Consider the following 21,162-nt stretch of genomic DNA (forward strand, 5'->3'; position numbering starts at 1 on the left):
CATGCCAACATCTAAGCTTCTAAGTGCCGTAGGCAACGCCGAACTCACATTTAAAAATCGCGTCTTCATGGCTCCGATGACAAGAGCGCGATCCAAGGATCATGTAGCCAACGAATTGACGGCGACATACTACGCACAGCGTGCGTCCGCCGGCCTGATTTTTACCGAAGGAACCCAGATCAGCTCCCAGGCAATCGGCTGGACCAACACACCGGGAATCCACACCGCCGAGCAGATCGCGGGATGGAAAAAAGTCACGGAGGCTGTTCACAAAGCTGGAGGCCTGATCTTCGCCCAGCTCTGGCACACAGGCCGTGCGTCCCATCCGGATTTTCACGGCGGCGAACTCCCTGTAGCGCCGTCCGCGATTCCCTTTGACAGCCAGGTGTTTACTGCAGAAGGCCCCAAGCCGACGGTCACGCCGAGAGAGCTTACAATCGATGAGATCAAATCCACGATAGCAGACTATGAAGCCGCGGCGCGTGCCGCTAAGGAAGCAGGCTTCGATGGCGTCGAAGTCCACGGTGCCAACGGCTACTTGCCGGCACAGTTTCTGGAAGATGGCCCAAACAAAAGGACCGACGAATATGGCGGTCCGATCGAGAACCGCGCGCGGTTCCTGCTCGAAGCCACGGACGCCGCCATCAGCGTCTTTGGGCCGGAGCGCGTCTCGGTCAGGCTTTCGCCGCGTATTCCGTATAACGACATGGGCGATTCCAATCTCGAGCAAACATATCTGTTTGCTGTTGAGGCACTTGAAAAGAAAAAGGTCGGCATCCTCCATTTCATGGAGTCCGCGAACCTGCCGGAGGGAGCGAAGCCATTCGCACCAGAGGCCCGGAAGCGGTTCTCAGGCCTTTTCGTGGTGAATGTCGACTATGATCAGCAGACTGCGGAGCAGGCCATCGAATCGGGCCTGGCTGATGCCGTCACGTTTGGAAGGCTCTTCATCAGCAACCCGGATCTGCCGGAACGCTTCCGCAGGAAAGCGACTTTGGCACCTTCGGATCATGACACTTACTATAGCGGCGGCGAAAACGGATACACTGACTATCCCAATCTGCCGTAGTACAAACGGTACCCAGCCAGATGCACATTTGCCATACCCGACGGTACGGCAAATGTGTGCTGCTGCCGGTTTCGTGGACATGAAGATGTCATTCGGCGCGGCACCCGGACCCCATACGCTTTAAATATTTCAAAGGCTTATCGTGACGATCGGCGTCGAACCCCTATGCCGATTTACAATCATCGAATCCATATTCACCTACGCACAAGCCCACAAAGACGAAATCGCGGCTGCAAATGGGCTTGCCGATCTTGTCTTCAAGATCGGCGGTGCGGCCGTTGGCGGTGTTACTGTTGCTGGTGGTGGTCTGCTTGCTTTGCTCAAATGGATGAAGGGACGCAAGCCCGATCGGATTGAAGAAAAAGGTGGAGATGTCATTGTTCACATCGGTGACACGTATTTCATCACCAATCTACAAACGATAAAACTCGCAGAGAGTGCCAATGTGCGGAGTCATGCGCGAAAGATGGTCGCGAGCCTTGAAAAAGAGGGAATCGAGAGCATCTCGGCACGCCAACCAGGGGGCGAAGAGCTTGTCTTAGAAAAGAGCGATATTCCATCTTTCGATGTGCCAGAGAATGAAGAAGAAGAGATCGAAGATGAAACCCGGAAAATGACTCTTCAGATCATCTCTCTGAGAGCCCGATTTAAAAGTTGTTGAGTGATATCAGAAGGATGTGATTCAACCACCTCTGCCAAGAACGTGGAGGATTGCATGCCCTGGACTGATATCACCCGCCTGCAGCATAACCGCGATCGCCTTCGCTATCCAACCGATTTGACGGATCGTGAGTGGGCTGTAATTGCTCCACTGATACCGCCGGCCAAGCCCGGTGGGCGGCCACGGAAAACGAATATGAGGGAAGTGGTGAACGCGATCCTTTATATTGCGGGCAGTGGCAGTCAATGGCGGGCACTGCCGAAGGACTTCCCTCCGGTCTCCACGGTGCGAGGCTATTTCTATGGCTGGCGCGATATCGGCTTTTGGCAGACCATCAACCATCTGCTTGTCTGTGCTACGCGCGAACTGGAGGGGCGTGAGGCCTCGCCCACGGCCGGTGTGATCGACAGCCAGAGTGTCAAGACCACCGAAAGTGGCGGGGTCTCGGGCTACGACGCCGGCAAGAAGATCAAGGGCCGCAAGCGCCACATCATCACCGATACGATCGGGCTGATGCTGTTCGTGCTTGTCCATGCTGCCGATATCCAGGACCGCGACGGTGCGCCCGATGTCCTGAAAGCCATCCGCTACCGTTTCCCCTGGTTGCGCCATGTCTTCGCAGATGGCGGCTATGCCGGGCAGAAGTTGCGAAAAGCGCTGCGCGGATGCGGCCAATGGAACCTTGAGATCATCAAGCGTTCCGACACAGCGAAAGGCTTTGAGGTTCTGCCACGCCGATGGGTGGTCGAGCGCACCTTCGGCTGGTTCGGTCGATGCCGTCGACTGGCCAAAGATTGGGAAAAGTCCATCGCAAGCGCCACAGCATGGGTCAACATCGCAAGCATCAGGGTGATGACCAGACGCCTCGCACGATATCGTTTCCCATCATGAACTTTTGAATCCGGCTCTGAGCTTCAAAGAAGACAACAAGTGGCGTCTCACAGATGGAGCCGAGCCCTTCACAGCAGATATCGAAGATGTCGATTTCCTTAATAAGATCGCCAACGATGAAATCTCGTTTGGGAAGAATGACTATTTGATCTGTGAAGTGCGAGAACGGCAATCAATGACGTCGAAGGGGCTCAAGAAAGAGCGAACCGTCATGAAGGTGATCGAGCACAAGCCCGCAGCAAGGCAACTTCGCCTCATGTAAACATGAAAGCATGCAAGGCGCTTTTGCGACTTACTTGTTCCGGCTGGAATGTCAGCTTTTAAATTTATGCGAGCTTTTGGCTAAAAGCTTGCATGAAGATGAGAGCGGACGTTCGTGGATAGCGCGGCGAAATCCCGGTTTGAGCCCCTTTACCGAATGCTTTCCCGCAGCATTTTGCGAGTGCAAAAAAACTTGCCCTACGCGATCGGCCCTTTTCGGACATTCAGAACCATTTTGATGCTGGTAACCACTCCGTTGTGACCGCCTGCCTGATTTCCGGCTGATTTGCTAAGATACGTGCTTAACGACGTCGTTAGCGACGTGTCTTAGGTGGGTTTGGCGATGCGTGGTGAAATACTGGGGTTTGAACGTCGTCGGCGCTGGAGCGACGAGGAGAAGCTTGGGATTGTCATGTCGGTGGGCACCGATGAGGCGACGGTCACGCAGGTGGCGCAGCGCCACGAGGTCACCCGACAGCAGATTTATGCGTGGCGTCACGAGATGAAGAAGAAGGGGCTGTGGTCACCGGATGGTGGTGCACTCTTCCTTCCTTTTGATATTCCGACGCATGGCGTGCCCGCCATCGCAGACACGCCCATCATAGCGGCCCCGATGGCAGTCGAATTGCGCCTGCGCAACGGTCGCAGCCTGCACTTCGACAGCAGCATGGCTGCGGTGGCGCTGACGCAGCTGATCCGTGCTGTGGAAACGGCATGATTGGTCCGGGCACTGGCGTTCGCGTCTACGTGGCTTGCGGCGTGACAGATATGCGCAAAGGCATCGCCGGTCTGGCGGCGCTGACCCAGGATGTGCTGCGCCAGAAGCCTGCGGGCGGCGCAGTCTTCGCTTTCCGCGGCCGCAAGGGTGACCGGCTCAAGCTTCTGTATTGGGACGGTCAGGGCTTTTGCCTCTACTATAAAGTCCTGGAACGCGGCCGCTTTCCCTGGCCTGCGATGACCGAGGGTGCCGTCCGGCTGACGTCCGCGCAGCTCGCCATGCTCTGGGAAGGCATTGACTGGCGCAGGCCGGATTGGGGCGCACCGCCGGCCCGTGTGGGCTGAATATATGAGTCAAAACGCTTTGTTTTTATAGCGCTATCACGTGCCCTGTGGTAGAAATGTGCATGTCAAATGTAACGCAAAATCTGCCAGATGATCCCGCCATATTGAAGGCGATGATTGCGGCTTTGCAGGCCGAGAATGCCAAGATCTCGGCGACATTGCGGGTCCACGACCAGCTGGTTCAGGCCCTGCGCCTGCGGATCGCCAAGTTGCAGAAGCTGGCTTTCGGCAAATCCTCTGAGAAAATCGAACGCGAGATCGAGCAGCTGGAACTGGCGCTCGAAGATCTGCTGGTTGCCGTAGCCGAGGAAGATGGAGCGCCCATCGACGAAGGACACAATGAGCCGTCTCCAGAGGCTGCCGATGCGCCCGCGCTGCGTCGACGTCCACGTGTCTCGGATGCGACCCTACGCGAGCGTCGTGAGCTTGATCCCGGCACATGCTGCGCTGACTGTGGCGGCGATCTGCGGGTTGTGGGCGAGGATGTCAGCGAACTGCTGGACATGATTGCAGCCCAAATGAAGGTGGTGCAGATCGCCCGCATCAAGAAGTCCTGCCGGCGCTGTGAGCGAATGGTGCAGGAGCCTGCGCCCAGCCGTCCGATCCCAGGCAGCATGGCCGGCCCGAACCTGCTGGCTCATATTTTAGTCGCGAAGTTTGATGATCATCTTCCTTTGTATCGCCAGCACGAGATCTTCGCCCGCATGGGCGCAGACATCCCCGAGACCACGCTTGTCGGTTGGTGCGGACGCGCGATGAAGACACTGTCGCCGCTCATCGAACGGATCGAGGCTGACATCATGGGCAGCGACCTGCTGCATGCGGATGACACGCCGATCCGTGTCCTGGACCGGTCGTTGCGCGGCAAAGGGGCTTGGTAAAGGCGTCAGACAGGGCCGGATCTGGGCCTATGTGCGTGACCAGCGCCCATGGGCTGGATCATCCCCGCCCGGGGCGAGGGAGCGGGAAAAAGGTGGGGGTAAGAAATAAAGCGTAACCAGAACCCTTTTCAGAAGGGTACTCGTGGATGTCACAATTGAAGCTGAATGTTGTTGTCGAGTTAGTCGGGCCCGATGGCGTTCGTCAGCGCCGAGAAATCGCAGTTGTAGAACGCATGGTCGAGGGAGCGCGATTCGATGAATTCGGCCTGTCCCTTGAGGAAGGCAAGTTGATACAACGCCGCCTGCAAGAAGAGCTTACGCAGTTTCAGGTGGATCAAGCCAGCCAGCACGATCGGAAATGTCACGACTGTGGCCGCCTTCAAGGGGTTCATGACTATCGATCTCGCACGGTCCATTCGCTCTTTGGTATTTGTCGCCTGCGGGTGCCTCGGCTCCGCAGCTGTAGCTGCGGAAAGCCGGCAAAGTCGAACACCGGAAACATCGAGACCTTGTTGAAGGGCAGAGCGACGCCGGAATTGGAGCGCGTACAAGCTGAGCTCGGTTCGCGCCTGTCGTTTCGTGAAGCAGCTCGTGTACTCGATCTTTTTGTACCGACCACGCGGCCACACAATCATCGAACTGTCGTCAACCGGCTCGCCAAGGTGGCCGATCAGATCGAAAAATGGGATGCCGCGAGCCCCTATCGCATGAGCCGGGCCGGCGGATCCTCCATTTCCGTCTTCATTGATGGTGCCTATATCCGTGCAGTTCCTGGATATCAGAGTCGGCATTTCGAGATCGCCATGGGACGCGTTGTTTCACCGGGGCGGCTACCGCGTCAGTTCGCGGCCGCACCGCATGTGGCTACCGGCAAGCACGATGCGGTTCGTTCCGCAATGCGAGCGCAAGGATGGCTGCCTGGCCGCGACGTCACTGTTTTCAGCGACGGTGACGTCGGGCTGCAAAGCATCGTGCTCAGTGCAACAAGGCAGCCCGTGACGCATATTCTTGACTGGTTCCATCTGTCGATGCGGCTTCGGCACATCGAACAGACGTGGCAAGGCCTCAAGCATATCGGCGATCTGAACATTTACCTTCGAGATGTTGCGGCTGATGTGCCGAGGCTTCGCCATCTGCTTTGGAGCGGCTACGTCAGGGAGGCGACGAGAGCCGTGAAGAATATGCTCTACCAGTTGGAGCAGCACCCCACGCTTCGTGAGGCCAACCAAAAGCTCAAGCGATTGTCCGTATTGATCAGCAATCTCCGGTCCTACCTGGTCCAGAACACAACGTCGATTGTCGACTACTGCCATCGATATCGGTCGGGTCAGCCGATATCGAGTTCTCCGGCCGAAAGCGCCGCCAATAGCCTCGTGAACGCTCGGATGAACAAAAAGCGGCAGATGCGTTGGTCTCCTGCCGGCGCCCATCGGGTATTGCAGGTTCGGGCAGCGATTGCCGATGGTCGGCTCAAGCAAGCTAAGTTTGCCCTTGCGGCTTGAACCCCAGCTTTTTCCCACTCCCATTGATATGCTGGCGCTCGCTGATCGAGACCTTCTGATATAACCTCAGACCGGAAAATATCAGGCAGATTTCCAGTCGCCGTACCATGCCAAGATGGTTCGCGGGCTCGGCAACGAGGGGGCGATTGGCTGTTCATAGGCCGACCCGGTGCTCAAGCGTCCTTACATTGCGCCGGTTCGGCTGCGACATATTCAAGTCAACGACAAACGATGTCGAACCGATCCTCTCAATTGTAAGCGCATTTCCAGCTCATTTGGTTTCCGTCCGTCCGACCTCGCGGGCATGCAGGTCTCCAACCACCGTCTCCCAAGCGTCGTCCTCAGGATAAAGTGCGCTACGCAGATAGGCCCATGTTAAGCGTTGTACTTCCGCCAGGCGATCGGGGCATCGTCAACTTAACGGAATGTGGAACTTGATGTGCGAATGACGGGCCATGACAGACCGTGATCCACTATATCGTCGCCGTCGCTTCCCAGCTGAAGTCATTGCCCACGCCGTGTGGCTCTATTTCCGGTTTCCTCTGAGCCTGCGAATGGTCGAGGACTTGCTGGCTGCTCGCGGATCATTGTCTCGCACCAAACCGTCCGGGGGTGGGCATAGAAATTCGGCCGCACCTTTGCCAACGACATCCGTCGTCGATTGTCCGGTCGGCTTGGGGACAGGTGGCATCTCGATGAAGCCGTTTTTTCAATCCGTGGCAAGAAGCATTGGCTGTGGCGCGCAGTTGATCAGGACGGTTTCGTCCTGGAGGTTCTCGTTCAAAGCCGCCGAAATGCCAAGGCCGCCAAGCGCCTGATGCGCAAGCTCTTGAAGGGCCATGGCCGATCGCCGCGGGTGATGATCACAGACAAGCTGCGATCCTGCGGCGCAGCAAAGCGAGAGATCATGCCTTGTGTCGAGCATCGCTCCCACAAAGGGTTGAATAATCGGGCGGAGAATTCTCACCAACCAGTCAGGCGCCGAGAACGAATCATGAAGCGCTTCAAGTCACAGCGACATCTCCAACGCTTTGCCTCCATCCATGACCCGATCGCCAACCTGTTCCACATCCCGCGCCACGACATCCCTTCCAAGCATCATCGCGAATTGCGTTCCGCGGCGATGAACCTGTGCACAAAAATCGCACGGGCATGATCGGCGAAACAGGCCGTTGTCATGGTCTGCCCTCGTTACCGTTAAGTTGACGACGCCCCTTTGCCCTTTGAGGCATTGTGAGCGGTATTCTTTTGTCGGGCCCTAGGAGTTGGTGCCTGGCGGTCTTCGGATACCCCTCGTCTCCGCCAAGTCGCGCCTGGGGAAGTCGCATCGATGACCTCCTGCCATGGAACTTCAAGCTGTCGGGCTGATTACCGGTGCGGCGCAGACGACGCTTACGTTCCATTTGAGCTGGGTTGCAATCATCATGTCAGCCATCGTCGCCCAGGCCAACGGCTCGGCATCCGGTCGGACGGTCAGGATCGCGGTCACAAGGTTGTCCACCGCGAATGGAACGGTTCGGCCGGACTGGGGCGCTGTATCCGGGAACGACAATGAGCGTCGGATACGGGCCTATTGCAGGAACCCGCGGAAACGGCGCAGCGCGATGGCAAAGAGCGCCAGTCCGAGGACTGCCAGCCAGACGAATTGCGGCCAGACGACATCAAGGCCCGCGCCGCGAAACAGAATGGCCTGCGACATCGTCACGTAATGGGTATTGGGCGCCAGCAGCATGATGTCCTGAATGAATTGCGGCATGCTTTCACGCGGCGTCAGTCCGCCGGAAAGCACCTGCAGCGGCAGCAGCACCAGCATCAGCAGCAGGCCGAACTGCGGCATCGAGCCCGCAATCGTCGCCAGGAAAATGCCGAGCGAGCACATCGCGAACAACATCAACGCGCTGCCGGCCATGAACAGCGGCATGGAGCCGTTGACGGGCACGCCGAGAATGCCTTCAACCACGATCACGAGGGAAAGCGTCGAGGCAACGAGGACGACGAGGCCGATCGACCAGATCTTGCTGACCACGATTTCAAGCGCCGTGACCGGCATGACCAGAAGGTGCTCGATCGTGCCATGCTCGCGCTCGCGGATCAACGCCGCGCCGGAAAGGATCATCGACAGCATGGTGATGCTGGTGATGATGTTGATGATCGAGCCGAACCACATCTGGCTAAGCTGCGGATTGTAGCTGGCGCGGATATCGAGAGAGACCGGAATTTTGCTGCCGCCTGGAGCACGGTTAAGATATTCGCTGACTGTATTGTCGATGATCTGCTGGATGTAGGTGTTGCCGGTAAACGCCTGGGTCATGCGCGTGGCATCGATATTGAGCTGCAGCTCCGGCTTTCGTCCGGCCAATACATCCCGTTCGAAATTTGTCGGTATATCGAGCACGAAGGTCGATGTTCCGGTATCCAGGCGGGCGTCCATCTCGGCGGTGGTGATGATTTCAGGCTCGATGAAATAGGGGGGATAGAAGGCATCGACAATGCGTTGCGACAGCGCCGAGCGATCCTCGTCGACAACCGCGATCGCCGCGCGGTTGAGCGTTTCCGGCATCGCCGAGGATTCCATGTAGATGGATAGCGAAAAGGCGTAGACGATGAGAACGATCATCAGAGTGTCGCGGCCAAGCCCTCGTAATTCCTTGATGCCGAGCTGGAGGATATTGGAAAACCGCATGACCTACCTCGCCTGCTTGCCGAGCAGAAGCGTGCTGGCGATCGTCAGAACCGGAATGGCGATGAGAAGAGGCACAAAGGCAGCGTGAAGATCGGCAAGGCCGAGCGCCTTGGTGAAGGTTCCGCGCGATATCGTCACGAAATAAGTGGCCGGATAGACCTCGCCGATCATGGCGCCAAAGCCCTGAAGCGCGCTGACCGGATCGATGAGGCCGGAATACTGGATTGCCGGAATGAGCGTGAGAAGAGCGGTGGCGAACAGGGCTGCGATCTGACTGCTGGTAAAGGTCGACACCAGCAGGCCCATGCCGGTTGAAATGGTGACGAACAGCAGGGCCGCCAGCGAAAAGGCGAGCATGCTGCCGGTAAAGGGCACCTGAAACACCATCAGCGAGGTTGCCAGCAGCAGGGCGAAATTGAACATGGCAAGCACGATATAGGGCAGTTGTTTGCCAATCAGGAATTCGAGTCTCGTCGTCGGCGTGACATAGAAATTGACGATCGAGCCCAGCTCCTTCTCGCGCACCACGGAAAGTGTGGTGAGAATGGCGGGAATGAGCAGCAGCAGCAGAGGAATGACTGCCGGCGCCATGGCGACGAGGCTGCGGATATCCGGGTTGTAGCGATAGCGCGCGGCAACCGAATAGGCCGGATCAGCTGCTCCAGCCCCGTAGACTTCTTCGATCTTGCGGGTAAGCCATGTGGCATAGACGCCCTGAATATAGCCTCTAGCCGACGATGCGCGTTGCGGCATCGATCCGTCCAGCCAGACGCCGATTTCGACATCGCGCCCGCGCGCCAGATCGGCGGCGAAATGCGGCGGGATTTCAATAGCGAAACTGATTTCCCCGTCGCGCATGCGCCTGTCCATATCGGCATAATCGAGAAGCGGAGCCTTTTCATCGAAATAGCGCGATCCGGAGATATCGAGCGTCAGGTCCCGGCTCGTTACGGTCTGATCGCGGTCAAGCGTGGCATAGCTCAGGTTTTCGATATCGAGATTGATGCCGTAGCCGATCACCAGCAGCAGAATGACGCTGCCGATGATCGCCATGGTGGCGCGGATCGGGTCGCGGCGCAGTTCCAGCGCCTCGCGCCATGAATAGGCCATCATCCGGCGAAAGTCGAAACGGTGTTTCAGCGCCCTTTCGGCGGCTCGCCCGTCGGCGTCGTCCTTTTCGGCATTTTCGGCGATCGCGGGCTCTTCAGCCTCCCGCGCTTCGTCCGTGACCGCTTCCAGATGGCTGATGAAGGCCTCTTCGAGCGTTGCCTTTCCGCTTGCCTCGATGATGGCGGCCGGGCTGTCGCTCGCCAGCACCCGGCCGGCATGCATCAGCGAAATCCGGTCGCAGCGCGCCGCCTCGTTCATGAAATGGGTGGAGACGAAAATCGTGACATTGTCGTTGCGCGAAAGCGCGATCAGCATGCGCCAGAAATCATCGCGCGCCAGCGGGTCAACGCCGGAGGTCGGTTCGTCCAGGATCAGGATATCCGGCCCGTGGATCATCGCGACCGCCAGCGACAGGCGCTGGCGAATGCCGAGCGGCAGCGCATCCGGCAGGCTGTCGGCGACGTCGGCGAGATCGAAACGCGCAATCATTTCGGCAACGCGCGGGCCGATCGTTTCCGCCGGCAGCCGGTAAAGCCGGGCGTGCAAAGACAGGTTCTGCCGCACGGTCAGCTCGGTATAGAGCGAAAAGGCCTGAGACATATAGCCGACTCGCCGGCGCACGTCGAGATTGCCGGGGTCGACCGGCTGGCCGAACAGCTTTGCCGTGCCGTCGCTCACATCCAGAAGCCCGGTCAGCATTTTCATGGTCGTGGTCTTGCCGCAGCCATTCGAGCCGAGAAAGCCGAAAATCTCGCCCCGGCGAATGCGGAAGCTGACATCGTCGACGGCGGTGAAATCGCCGAAACGCTTGCTCAGATGCTCGGCTTCGATCGCAAAGTCGCCGGCATCGCCCTCCGCGCGCGGGGTAATGTCCAACGCCGGTCGGTCGCGGCCAGTCGCTTCCGGCAGCAGCGCCACGAAAGCGTCGTCGAGATTGTCGGTGGCGGTCGCGCTCAAAAGCTCGGCCGGGCTGCCGGTGGCAAGAACATTGCCGTCATTCATCGCAGCCAGCCAGTCAAAGCGCGCGGCCTCTTCCATATAGGCGGTTGCGACAATGACGCTCATGCCGGGGCGCGAGGCGCGGATATCGTCGATCAGGCTCCAGAACTGCCGTCTGGACAGGGGATCGACGCCGGTCGTGGGTTCATCGAGAACCAGGAGATCGGGATCATGGATCAGCGCGCAGCAAAGCCCGAGCTTCTGCTTCATGCCACCCGAGAGCTTGCCGGCCGGCCTGTCGGCGAAAGGCAGCAGTCCTGTACTTTTCATCAGGGTTTCGATGCGCCGCCGGCGCTCTGCATGGGCATGGCCGAAAAGCCGGCCGAAGAAATCGATATTCTCGTAGACCGACAGCGTGGCGTAGAGATTGCGGCCGAGACCCTGCGGCATATAGGCGATGCGCGGGCAGACAGCGCGGCGGTGCCCGTCATCGGAGATGTCGCCGCCAAGCACGCTGACAGCGCCGGTCTGCACCTTGCGCGCGCCGGCAATCAGCGACAGCAGGCTTGACTTGCCGACGCCGTCCGGGCCGATGAGGCCCGCCATGCAGCCGGCGGGAATATCAAGCGATATGTCGTTCAGCGCCGCCGTCTTGCGATAAAGCAGGCTGACGCCTTCAAGGCGAGCGACTGCGCCGGCGCCACCCTGCTCATCCGCGACATTCATTGGGCGAGATTTCCTTCAAGCGCGTCAGGCCAAGCGGCATTGGGGTCATAGCGCACATAGGCGACGCCAGGCAGGCCGGTCTTGACGAGGTCGATATGCTCGCGCAACAGAGCCGGGTCGATGCGGGCCTTGACCCGAAACATCAGCTTCTGGCGCTCCACCTCCGTCTCGACGGTCTTCGGCGTGAACTGGGCGACGTCGGAAACATAGGAAATGCTGGCGGGAATGGTGAATTGCGGTGCGGCATCGAGCACCAGCCGGGTCTCGGCGCCAATTGCCGTCCGGCCCGCCTGTTCGGTCGGCAGGAAGAAGTTCATATAGACATCGGTCAGATCGACAATATTGAGAATACGACCGCCGGCCGCCACGATCTCGCCCGGCTGGGCGACAAGATACTGGACACGTCCGGGACGCGGCGCGGTCAGTGTGCTGTCGTCAATGATCGACTGGATATAGTCTATGCTCGCCTCGGCGGCATCGATCGCCGCTTCCGCCTTGGTAAGCTGCGCCTCGGCGGTGCTGATGGCCGCGCTTGCGGCGGCGGATGAGGCCTCGCCGGCGGCAACGGTGGCCTTCGCCTGCAACGCCTTCGCCTCGGCATCCTCAAGCGCCTGCCTGGAGGTGACATTTGTCTGCACCAGCTTCTTAAAGCGCGCGAAAGTGGCCTCGGCGGAATTGAGCACGGCCTTGCGCTGTTCGACGACGGCTTCGGCCGCGCGTTTTTCCGCCTTCGCCTGTTCTATCGTCGCATTGGCGGCATCCACGCCGGTGCGGGCGCTGCGCAGCTTGGCCTCGGCCTCGCGTTTTTGCGCCTCCAGCTGCACTGGTGTCCATCTGCACCAGTTTCTCGCCGGCCTGGATGAAATCGCCCTCATTGACGAAAATCTCACTGATTCGCCCGGCCGTCTTGGCGGAGATATCGATTTCCGTCGCTTCGATACGGCCGTTCCCGCTGGCAATGCCTTCGGGAAGGGCGTCGCCGTTGAGATTGCGCCATGCGGCATAACCGCCGGCCGCAACGGCCGCCAGGACGACGATCGCAACCCATTTACCCAAACCTGTCCGCACTCTGCCACCCCCCATTTCGGGTGAGATTTCACCCCGACATATGCATACAATCGCTCTTTAGCATTTTAGCGGGTGGAAAGATTGTGACAATGCGACATGTCGCCTTCATATCTGGGGTCAGGACAAGATTTGTTCCCGCAGACACGCTAAAGCCGAACGGAATGTGAACATCATGCGGCTTGGTGGATTTTTCCGGAAAGTCGTAGGGGCCTGAAGCCGTCGTGCATCTGTTGCTCGGTATCCCAGGTATAGATACCGGTGAGATTGATGTGCTCCCAGCTGAGCGGCGAGATGTGTTTCAACGCCACTGTAAACTTAACGAAGACCGATCAAGAGTTTCGCCCTCCGCTTTCGGTTAAGCGATTTGCAGGCGAGCGATCTCGTTCCACATTTGCATGGCTGCGGTTCTCAGGTTGCGGTGATGGTGGGACGGGATATCGTGGCGTTGGATGTTGAAGAGATTGGCAACGGGGCAATCACTTCAGCCGGGAACCGGTGGTGGCGATAAAGCGAATCACGAACGGTTTGGGTCATGCCGTAAAATCACGCAGGCCAATCGCTGCCCGGTTAATGTTACGATGCCCTCGATATGTCTGGATCGTGGACGATTTCAAAATGATCGGAATGACGGCCTCTTCCAAAGTTCAGAAAAGCCACCTAGCTGCTCACGTGCGTAAACTGCTTGAGTCCGTGCCGGAAGCGTCGGCTGGATAGGACGACGCGAAATATCGGTTCGGTGACGTATCTCCGAGCTGCATTCCGCCCGTGCGCTTTCATCTGCCGAAAGGACGCGGCTCCGTCCTATCGCATCCCAGCGGACGCACCGCGCTCCGAAGCATTTCGCGGAGGTCAGGTGATTCCACCTGACTGCTACTCTAGCGGACTCGCTGCTCGCCTGCATTGAAGATGCACATGGCCTCAGGGTCCGCCGTCAGGTGGAGAACCGTGCCGGGTCTTGCGATCGCCGAACGTTCGACTTCCACGGTGCAGCTGGTTTCGCCGATGGTGCCGTAAAGATAGCTCGCACCACCGAGAAACTCTGAGAAATCGACCTTGAACGGCACGGAAGGCTGGCCCTCTTGCGCAATCTTCCAGTGTTCGGGACGGATGCCGATCATGATCCGGTCCCCCTCACCGGGCCTGTCCGCGAGAGCGGGCAGCGCCAGTGCGGCACCAGCCACCTCCACCCCCGAACCCCTTACGACACCCGGCAGGAAGTTCATCTTTGGCGATCCTATAAAGCCGCCGACGAACATATTGTCCGGGTCATCGTAAAGGGCCGCAGGAGAGCCGACCTGTTCAATGCGGCCGCCGCGCAGAACCACGATCTTGTCTGCCAGCGTCATCGCCTCGGTCTGGTCATGGGTCACATAGATCATCGTATTGCCGAGTTCCTGGTGCAGCCGTGCGATCTCGATCCGCATGCCGACCCTAAGTTCCGCATCGAGGTTCGAGAGCGGCTCGTCGAACAGAAAGATTTCCGGATCACGAACGATTGCGCGCCCGATCGCGACACGCTGGCGCTGGCCACCGGAAAGCTGGGCCGGGCGGCGATCAAGATATTCCGTGAGTTTTAGAATGTCGGCAGCCTGCCGCACCTTGCTCTCCACCTCGGCCTTGGACCGGCCGGCGACCTTGAGGCCGAAACCCATATTCTGCTCCACGCTCATATGCGGATAAAGCGCATAGGTCTGGAACACCATCGCTATGCCGCGATCCGACGGGTCCTCATCGGTGACATCCTTGCCGGAGATCAACACATCGCCACTGGTCACCTCTTCCAGCCCTGCGATCAGGCGCAGCAATGTCGACTTGCCGCACCCCGAAGGCCCGACGAAGACGACAAACTCGCCCCCTTCTATTTCGAGATCGACATCATGGATAACCTGAACTGCGCCAAACGATTTCGAAACCCGTCGAAGCGTCAAGCCGGAAGGAGCGTGATCCTGTTTGAGACTCTGCAATTCGCTCATCGCCATCTTCAAGCCTCCCTGCGCAGCCAGACCAGCATTTCGCCCGGTGCGCGGTTATCCCAGAGATAATAGGGGATCGCCTTCAGTGTCACCGGTGCACGCATGGGCGGCGTTGTCACGTAGAGCGCGTCGTCAGGCTGGCTCTCGGCAACGGCCTCGATCGCGAGGCCGACAGCTTCCGGCAGGTCATCGATATCGGACATGCGGATCGAAGCGCCGTCCTTGACGACAAAGGCGTTCAGAGGCGCGTTGTTGTCGGTTTCCTCCACGCAATAGACCAACGGGCCGCGCAGGATCGCCGTTCGGCCCTGGTCGGGCGCGACCTTCGGGTTCGCATAGAGCATTTCGACCTCCATGGCGAGATCGAGCTTCACCGTGTCGCCGGCCGACCATTGCCGTCTGATTCTGAGATATCCCTTTTCGGGGCCCACAGCCAGAGTTTCGCCATTGACCAATACGGCAAAGCCCTTCGCCCATCCGGGAACGCGCAGCGACACGGTGAATTCAGCGGGCGTTTCTGGCGTCAGCGTAACGGCGATCTGCCCATCGCGCGGATACTGCGTTTCCTGCCGGAGAGCGACCCTGGTGCCGGCCACTTCAACCTCGGCGGTGTTCTCGCAATAGAGATGCAGCGCCAGCTCATCTTCCGCGACACCGTAAAAATAGGTTCCGATCGACGCCACCAACCGCGAAATGTTCGGCGGGCAGCAGGGGCAGCGATGCCAGCGCCAGCGGTGATGCCCGCCATAGCTTTCCAGCGGATTATCGTAAAAGAAGTGGGTCCCGTCCCGGGATATGCCGGATAGCGCACCGTTATAGAGCGCGCGTTCCATCACATCGGCAAAGCGGGCATCCGGTTCGCGCCCGAGCATGCGACTTGACCAGAAGACGAGCGCGACAGCGGCGCAGGTCTCGGCATAGGCAGTCTGGTTCGGCAGGTCATAGTCGAAGGTCAGTCCCTCATTGGCTTTGGACGGTCCGAAGCCGCCGGTCACATAAAGGTTTTTGTCGGTCAGATGCGACCAAAGCGCCTCAAGTGCAGGATCGAGGCTGTCATCGGAAAACTCAGTCGCCACATCGGCCATGCCGGCGTAGAGATAGGCGGCGCGGACGGCGTGGCCGACCACTTCGCGCTGCGCGCGCACCGGCTTGTGGGCCTGGCAATATTGCAGCGTTCCAAAGTGGAAGGCTTCCGGGCTCTCGCCGCGTGCCTCGGCCTCGACGTCAAAATAAAGCGGCACCTGACCGCGCTCATCGACGAGGTATCTGGCAAGATCGAGATAGCGTTGTTCGCCGGTCACCCGGCCGAGCTTGACCAGCGCCAGCTCGAGTTCCGGATGCCCGGGATAGCCGCGCTTCTTGCCCTCGCCGTGCCCGAACGTCTCTTCGATGCAATCGGCATAGCGGCACATGATGTCGAGGAATTTGCGCTTGCCGGTGGCATGATAATAGGCGATCGCGCCTTCGATCAGATGACCGGCATTATAAAGCTCGTGACGATCGCGCAGATTGGTCCAGCGCTGTCCGGGCTGGATGCGCAGATACCAGGAATTGAGGTAGCCATCCTCTGCCTGAAGACGGCCATAGGCGTCGATCACGGCGTCGACGCGGGCTTCAAGTTCCGCATCGCGGCGGCGGTAGAGCGCGTAAGCCGCCGTCTCTATGCTCTTGCCGAAATCGGAATCCCAGAACATCTGGGTCGTAACCGTATTGCCGTGGTCGTAGGGGATCACGATGCCCGGATTGGGAAGGTCGGGATCGACCTGCTCCAGCATCCGCGCCTCGATGCAGCGATCGAACAGAAGCTTCGCCGTCGTTGTCGCGATCACATCGACATGCCGTCCGAAGAAACCGCCGACCTCGACCTGATTGACCGCCAGCGGCCTGAATTTCGATTTTGGCCGAAGCGCGTCGGCAGTCTTGAAGGGGTTGGCTTCGTTCATGGTTGTGTCCTTTCGGAAATTCTGAATTACTTGACCGCGCCGGCCGTCAGACCGCGAATGTAAGAGCGCTGGAGAACGAGGAAGAGGATCATGCAGGGGATCATCATTAAGGTGACGCCGGCCTGCACCGCGCCCCAGTCGACCGAGCCGTAGCGGCCGTAACGCACGGCGGTCATCAAAACGGGAAGCGTGAATTTCGACTGGTCCGTCAAAAGCACCAAGGCAGCCAGAAACTCGTTCCAGGCGTTCAGGAAGGCAAACAGCCCGACCGTGACAACGCCTGGCAGCACCAGCGGCCCCATGACCTGCACGAGCATGCGCACGCCCTTGACGCCATCCATGCGCGCGGCTTCCTCGATCTCCTTCGGCACGGCATCGAAGGCATTGCGCATCATGAAGACCGAGAAGGGCAATTGCAGCGTCGAATAGATCAGGACGAGGCCGATCAGCGTGTTCTGCAAACCCATTTTCGCAAGCAGCAGAAACAGCGGCGTCAGGATCGACTGGAACGGGATCATCATCGTTGAAAGGACCAGAATGAAGGCAAAACCCTTCATCGGGAAGCGGTGGCGCGAAAACCCGTAGCCGGCGAGAATGGCGACGACGATCGTGAGCGCTGACGTGCCAAGCGCCACGAACAGAGAGTTGCCCGAATAATGCAGGACCGATTGGCCGAAATTTTCGAGCCGCTCATAGCTTGCGATGCTGAAACCCTCCATCGGCCACGGCGGCAACGGTGGCTTGGTGCTTTCTGCCGGCGAGCGGAAGCTTGCAAGCACGACCCAGACCAGCGGCGCGAGGAACAGCAGAGCCACCAGCGTTGCTGTCGCGTGGAAGATCGCCCGGTGATAGCGGAACCGGCCCCGCCGGGTGGCAGGTGCCACTGTCCGTAAACGGGACAAGGCGTCGGTGGTCATTTCTCCCTCCTGTCGCTCAGAAGCGTCAGCTGCACCACGCTCAGGGCCAGGAGAATGAGCAGCAGCACCATGGAAAGGGCCGCGCCATAGCCGAGGCGGAAGGAGATGAAGCTTTCATTGAAGATCTTGTAGACGGCGGTCACGGTCTTGTTTTGGGGGCCGCCGTTGAGGATGATATAGAACTGGTCAAAGGCCAGCATCGAACCCGAAATGCAGAGGATCAGCGCCAAGGCGAACGGCTTGCGGATCAGCGGCATGGTGATGTAGCGGAAACGCTGGAGCCATTTGGCGCCGTCGATTCGGGCGGCCTCCTGATAGTCGGCCGGGATCGACTGAAGTCCGCTCATCAAAATCACCATGAAGAAGCCGGCCATCTTCCAGACCACCATGGCGATCACCGACCAGAAGGCAGGCGTGAAGTTGGCGAGAATATTAATGCGCCCCTCGGTCAACCCGAGATCCTGCGCGAGCGGGGAGAACAGGCCGGTATCGACATTCGACAGCCAGACCCAGAGCAGGGCCGCCGAAGCAAAGCCGGTCACCACCGGCAGAAAATAGATGGTTCTGTAGGCTGAAACCGCGCGTCCCTGCCCCTGAACGATGAAAGCCAGCGCCAGGGCAACGCCCAGCAGTGCCACCGTCACCACAACGGTATATTCGATCGTGAACCAGAGCGACGACCAGAAGCTCTTGTCGAAGATAAGCTTCTCGTAATTGTCGAGACCGATAAAGCGCGGCACGCCCATGAGCGGCCATTTGTGCAGCGACATCCACACCGTCATGCCGAGCGGAACAAGGAAGAATACGGTCACCAGGGCAAGCGCGGGGAGAACATAGAGCAGACCGGTCCATTGCGAGGATCGGCGCCGTCGCCGGCGCGTGGGTTCCGGTCGCACCGCTGCAGTCACCGCGTCATCGGGTATTGTGCTGTCGGACATGGCTGGTTCCTCATGCAACAAATATCGGGCAGCGACTGCCGGCCGATGCGGCCGGCAGTCCTTTCAAGTCATGCGGTCTGAAGTCTCAGCGTGAGGAGTCGATGATCGACTGCATCTCTTGCTGCGCCTCGGCCATGGCCTCACTGACCTCTTCTTCGCTGCTGGCGTAGAAGGCCTTGTTGAGCATGGTGATCCAGGGACCGTTGCGCGAGTTGACCAGGTCGTTGAAGACCGGGCTGTAAGGCGTTCTGCCCTTCGCCATCGCCTTCGCGGCGATCAGATATCGTGCATCGAGACCTTCAAGCGCCTGTTCGGCGACATCGTCACGCACTGGCAAGGAGCCGTTCTGCGCCAGGATCTTCTGCCCCTCGGTCGAATAGGCGAATTCGATGAAGGCCTGGATCGCCGGCATTTTCGAGTCCGCAGTTTTCGCCGACACGACGATATTGTCGCCGCCGGCAAAAGACGACCAGTCGCCATCCTTGCCCGGCAGATAGGTCACGCCGTATTCAAGATCCGGATACTGGTTGTTGAGCGCGCCGATCGCGAACGAACCGGACGGCGTGATGCCGATATTGCCGCCGGCGAACGCCGCAAAGAAATTGGAGCCAGCATCGGTCTGCGATCCGGCCGGAATGAGGCCGTCCTGAACCATGCCGCGATAGAAATTGATTGCCTCCTTCATCTGCGGCGTTTCGACGGTCGCCTTCGCGCCTTCATCCTCGAACAGTTTTCCGCCTGATGCCCAGATCAGCGGCGTGAAGGTGAAGATGTTGCAGCCACCGCAATTACCGGAGAAATAGAACCCGTAGGTATCGTCCCCCAGCGCCGAAACGGCTTCAGCGTCTGCACGGATATCTGCCCATGTTTCCGGCGCCTTGTCCGGATCGATGCCCGCTTCCTTGAACAGGTTCTTGTTCCAGACCAGAACCGAGGCATCGGCCGAGAACGGCATGCCATAAATCTTACCGTCATACGTGCCGACCGACAGATGCGCCTTCGACAGACTATCGTAATAGGGCAGCGATTGCGCAAACGCAGTCATATCCTTCAACTGACCGGCCTGCGCGAAGGATGGCGTGTAGATCAGGTCGAGCGAAAGCGCATCGGGTTGCGAGCCGCCGGCGGCGGCGATCGCATATTTCTGCACCAGTTCATTAACCGGCACGATCTGCAGCTCGGCCTTGTCCTCGCCCATGGCGTTGAAGGCCTCGACCAGTTTCGGCATGAACTCCGAACCATCGGAGCGCACCCAGAGCGAAAACGTCTCCGCCTGGGCAAGGCCAGGCAGCGCGAGCGCGGCGATGGCGACGCCACCGAGAAAAGTCTTGATATTCATTCCCATTACCTCCCGTTTTGGTGTCATCCGTTGAAGCAAACGCATTGCGCCAACGTTTGCGCAAACAGCGCATTTTCTCCCCTTCCATCTGGTTCTTCAGCGTGAAGGGATCAGTTTCGGCGCAAATTCAAACGCTGTTTGCGCCGCAGGACTCACGAACGACAAGCTGGCAGGGGGTCTCCCGAACACCCGGTTCCACCGGCTTGCCATCGATGAGATCGAGCAGCGCCAGCCCGGCGCTGCGTCCGAGGCCCGGAAGCCCCATATCAATTGTTGTGAGCGGCGGCCGCGTGGCCTGGGCAAACACTTCCCAGTTGTCAAAGCCGACAACTGCCACATCTTCCGGCACCCCCACGCCGCCAAGCGTGAAGGCATCGATCACGCCGCGCGCGATCTGGTCGTTGCCGCAAAAAATCGCATCGGGGACTGCACCAGCGTCGATCATCGCGTGGGCGGTTTTGAACCCATGCGCTTCCGTCCAGGCGGAAAAGACAGCCGGGCCAGGCGGCGAAAGCCCGGCTTCCCGGAGCGCCGAGCGCCAGCCCGTTTCCCTCAAACGTGCAGCCTTGAAATCTTCCGGCCCGGTGATATGCGCGATCCGATTGCGCCCGAGACCGATGAGATGCTGAACGGCAGTCCGCGCCGCATTCTCGTCATCGGGAACGAAACTCACCGCCCCATCGGGCGCGGCGGCATAGACATAGACCACCGGCATGCCGAGCGGTGGCAGATCGATCGGCAGGCCACGATCGATGCGCTTGCCGGTGATGATCAGACCATCGACACGTTTTTCCTCCATCGCTCTCAGATTGAGGGTCAGGCTTTCAGGCTCGTATTCGCCGGCGCTCAGAAAGACGGAAACGCCGCGATCGGCCATTGCAGAGGACAGGCCGGAGGCCAACGGCAGAGTGAAACGGCCATAGGTGTCGTTCGTCAGAAGCCCAAGCGTGGAGGAACGCTGCTGGACCAGACCGCGCGCAATCGAATTCGGACGGTAATCAAGCTCGGCGGCAACGGTGCGGACGCGCTCCCGGGTTTCTTCCGACATGCGGCCGGTTCCGTTGAGGGCGCGCGATGCGGTCGTCACACTGACATTCGCTCTGGCCGCAACGTCGCGGATCGTGCTGCGCTGGTAAACGCCTGCCGATTGCAGCTTTGCCGCCCTGTCCGTCACCGATAATCCTCCCATTGTGCAATCG

At 59.3% G+C, this 21,162-nt stretch carries 16 protein-coding genes and 3 pseudogenes; 9 read left to right on the top strand and 10 right to left on the bottom strand.

The window, feature by feature from the left end; translation table 11 throughout:
* Window position 1: 1 nt before the first annotated feature.
* From AC0L7L_RS20730 to AC0L7L_RS20770, 9 genes and pseudogenes are all read left to right on the top strand, one after another.
* Window positions 2–1,069: an alkene reductase gene (locus tag AC0L7L_RS20730; RefSeq protein WP_473514264.1), complete on the top strand. Its 1,068-nt coding sequence runs from the start codon at window positions 2–4 to the stop codon at window positions 1,067–1,069.
* Window positions 1,070–1,211: 142 nt separating this feature from the next.
* Window positions 1,212–1,730, top strand: coding sequence for an LAPAL motif-containing putative phage structural protein (locus AC0L7L_RS20735; protein WP_473514145.1), 519 nt, complete (start codon window positions 1,212–1,214; stop codon window positions 1,728–1,730).
* Between the two features lie 54 nt (window positions 1,731–1,784).
* Window positions 1,785–2,621 (top strand): IS5 family transposase, encoded by an 837-nt coding sequence (locus AC0L7L_RS20740; protein ID WP_272214497.1) that lies wholly within the window; start codon window positions 1,785–1,787, stop codon window positions 2,619–2,621.
* A gap of 4 nt (window positions 2,622–2,625) precedes the next feature.
* On the top strand, window positions 2,626–2,883 hold the full coding sequence (locus AC0L7L_RS20745; protein WP_272214496.1) for an LAPAL motif-containing putative phage structural protein: 258 nt from the start codon (window positions 2,626–2,628) through the stop codon (window positions 2,881–2,883).
* Window positions 2,884–3,225: 342 nt separating this feature from the next.
* Window positions 3,226–3,600 carry an IS66-like element accessory protein TnpA gene (gene tnpA, locus AC0L7L_RS20750; protein ID WP_272214495.1) on the top strand — a complete coding sequence of 125 codons (375 nt, stop codon included), beginning with the start codon at window positions 3,226–3,228 and terminating at the stop codon, window positions 3,598–3,600.
* A complete protein-coding gene (gene tnpB, locus AC0L7L_RS20755; protein WP_237271240.1) occupies window positions 3,597–3,944 on the top strand; it encodes an IS66 family insertion sequence element accessory protein TnpB in 348 nt (115 codons plus the stop codon). The genes tnpA and tnpB overlap by 4 nt, the downstream gene beginning before the upstream one ends.
* Before the next feature lie 62 nt (window positions 3,945–4,006).
* Window positions 4,007–4,901 (top strand): annotated as a pseudogene (locus AC0L7L_RS20760) (transposase); the annotation flags it as partial.
* Between the two features lie 70 nt (window positions 4,902–4,971).
* On the top strand, window positions 4,972–6,327 hold the full coding sequence (locus AC0L7L_RS20765) for an ISKra4 family transposase (protein WP_473514129.1): 1,356 nt from the start codon (window positions 4,972–4,974) through the stop codon (window positions 6,325–6,327).
* 455 nt (window positions 6,328–6,782) lie between these two features.
* Window positions 6,783–7,483, top strand: a pseudogene (locus AC0L7L_RS20770) (IS6 family transposase).
* A 195-nt stretch (window positions 7,484–7,678) separates the two neighbouring features.
* Here AC0L7L_RS20770 and AC0L7L_RS20775 read toward each other — a convergent pair.
* From AC0L7L_RS20775 to AC0L7L_RS20820, 10 genes and pseudogenes are all read right to left on the bottom strand, one after another.
* Complete coding sequence (locus tag AC0L7L_RS20775) at window positions 7,679–7,816, bottom strand: hypothetical protein (RefSeq protein ID WP_272214493.1); 138 nt, start codon at window positions 7,814–7,816, stop codon at window positions 7,679–7,681.
* An 81-nt stretch (window positions 7,817–7,897) separates the two neighbouring features.
* Window positions 7,898–9,010 carry an ABC transporter permease gene (locus AC0L7L_RS20780; protein WP_473514146.1) on the bottom strand — a complete coding sequence of 371 codons (1,113 nt, stop codon included), beginning with the start codon at window positions 9,008–9,010 and terminating at the stop codon, window positions 7,898–7,900.
* A 3-nt stretch (window positions 9,011–9,013) separates the two neighbouring features.
* The gene (rbbA, locus tag AC0L7L_RS20785; protein ID WP_473514147.1) at window positions 9,014–11,785 is read right to left on the bottom strand and encodes a ribosome-associated ATPase/putative transporter RbbA; all 2,772 of its coding nucleotides are present in this window, start codon (window positions 11,783–11,785) and stop codon (window positions 9,014–9,016) included.
* Window positions 11,782–12,868, bottom strand: a pseudogene (locus AC0L7L_RS20790) (HlyD family secretion protein). The gene rbbA and the pseudogene AC0L7L_RS20790 overlap by 4 nt, the downstream one beginning before the upstream one ends.
* Window positions 12,869–13,728: 860 nt before the next feature.
* On the bottom strand, window positions 13,729–14,832 hold the full coding sequence (locus AC0L7L_RS20795; protein ID WP_473514148.1) for an ABC transporter ATP-binding protein: 1,104 nt from the start codon (window positions 14,830–14,832) through the stop codon (window positions 13,729–13,731).
* Window positions 14,833–14,834: 2 nt separating this feature from the next.
* The gene (locus AC0L7L_RS20800; protein WP_473514149.1) at window positions 14,835–16,769 is read right to left on the bottom strand and encodes a glycoside hydrolase family 127 protein; all 1,935 of its coding nucleotides are present in this window, start codon (window positions 16,767–16,769) and stop codon (window positions 14,835–14,837) included.
* A 26-nt stretch (window positions 16,770–16,795) separates the two neighbouring features.
* Window positions 16,796–17,686 carry a carbohydrate ABC transporter permease gene (locus tag AC0L7L_RS20805; RefSeq protein ID WP_272214490.1) on the bottom strand — a complete coding sequence of 297 codons (891 nt, stop codon included), beginning with the start codon at window positions 17,684–17,686 and terminating at the stop codon, window positions 16,796–16,798.
* Complete coding sequence (locus AC0L7L_RS20810; protein ID WP_473514150.1) at window positions 17,683–18,624, bottom strand: carbohydrate ABC transporter permease; 942 nt, start codon at window positions 18,622–18,624, stop codon at window positions 17,683–17,685. Before AC0L7L_RS20810 ends, AC0L7L_RS20805 begins: the two co-directional genes overlap by 4 nt.
* An 85-nt stretch (window positions 18,625–18,709) precedes the next feature.
* On the bottom strand, window positions 18,710–19,963 hold the full coding sequence (locus AC0L7L_RS20815) for an ABC transporter substrate-binding protein (RefSeq protein ID WP_272214487.1): 1,254 nt from the start codon (window positions 19,961–19,963) through the stop codon (window positions 18,710–18,712).
* A gap of 127 nt (window positions 19,964–20,090) precedes the next feature.
* Window positions 20,091–21,137 (bottom strand): LacI family DNA-binding transcriptional regulator, encoded by a 1,047-nt coding sequence (locus tag AC0L7L_RS20820; protein WP_473514151.1) that lies wholly within the window; start codon window positions 21,135–21,137, stop codon window positions 20,091–20,093.
* Between the last annotated feature and the right edge of the window lie 25 nt (window positions 21,138–21,162).

The sequence above is a fragment of the Martelella sp. K41-7 genome (assembly GCF_055808365.1).

Bases quoted from the DNA above. Each gene is read 5' to 3' on its own strand.
- AC0L7L_RS20730 (WP_473514264.1), top strand. From the start codon at position 2: ATGCCAACATCTAAGCTTCTAAGTGCCGTAGGCAACGCCGAACTCACA.
- AC0L7L_RS20740 (WP_272214497.1), top strand. From the start codon at position 1,785: ATGCCCTGGACTGATATCACCCGCCTGCAGCATAACCGCGATCGCCTT.
- tnpA (WP_272214495.1), top strand. From the start codon at position 3,226: ATGCGTGGTGAAATACTGGGGTTTGAACGTCGTCGGCGCTGGAGCGAC.
- tnpB (WP_237271240.1), top strand. From the start codon at position 3,597: ATGATTGGTCCGGGCACTGGCGTTCGCGTCTACGTGGCTTGCGGCGTG.
- AC0L7L_RS20765 (WP_473514129.1), top strand. From the start codon at position 4,972: ATGTCACAATTGAAGCTGAATGTTGTTGTCGAGTTAGTCGGGCCCGAT.
- AC0L7L_RS20780 (WP_473514146.1), bottom strand. From the start codon at position 9,010: ATGCGGTTTTCCAATATCCTCCAGCTCGGCATCAAGGAATTACGAGGG.
- rbbA (WP_473514147.1), bottom strand. From the start codon at position 11,785: ATGAATGTCGCGGATGAGCAGGGTGGCGCCGGCGCAGTCGCTCGCCTT.
- AC0L7L_RS20795 (WP_473514148.1), bottom strand. From the start codon at position 14,832: ATGGCGATGAGCGAATTGCAGAGTCTCAAACAGGATCACGCTCCTTCC.
- AC0L7L_RS20800 (WP_473514149.1), bottom strand. From the start codon at position 16,769: ATGAACGAAGCCAACCCCTTCAAGACTGCCGACGCGCTTCGGCCAAAA.
- AC0L7L_RS20805 (WP_272214490.1), bottom strand. From the start codon at position 17,686: ATGACCACCGACGCCTTGTCCCGTTTACGGACAGTGGCACCTGCCACC.
- AC0L7L_RS20810 (WP_473514150.1), bottom strand. From the start codon at position 18,624: ATGTCCGACAGCACAATACCCGATGACGCGGTGACTGCAGCGGTGCGA.
- AC0L7L_RS20815 (WP_272214487.1), bottom strand. From the start codon at position 19,963: ATGAATATCAAGACTTTTCTCGGTGGCGTCGCCATCGCCGCGCTCGCG.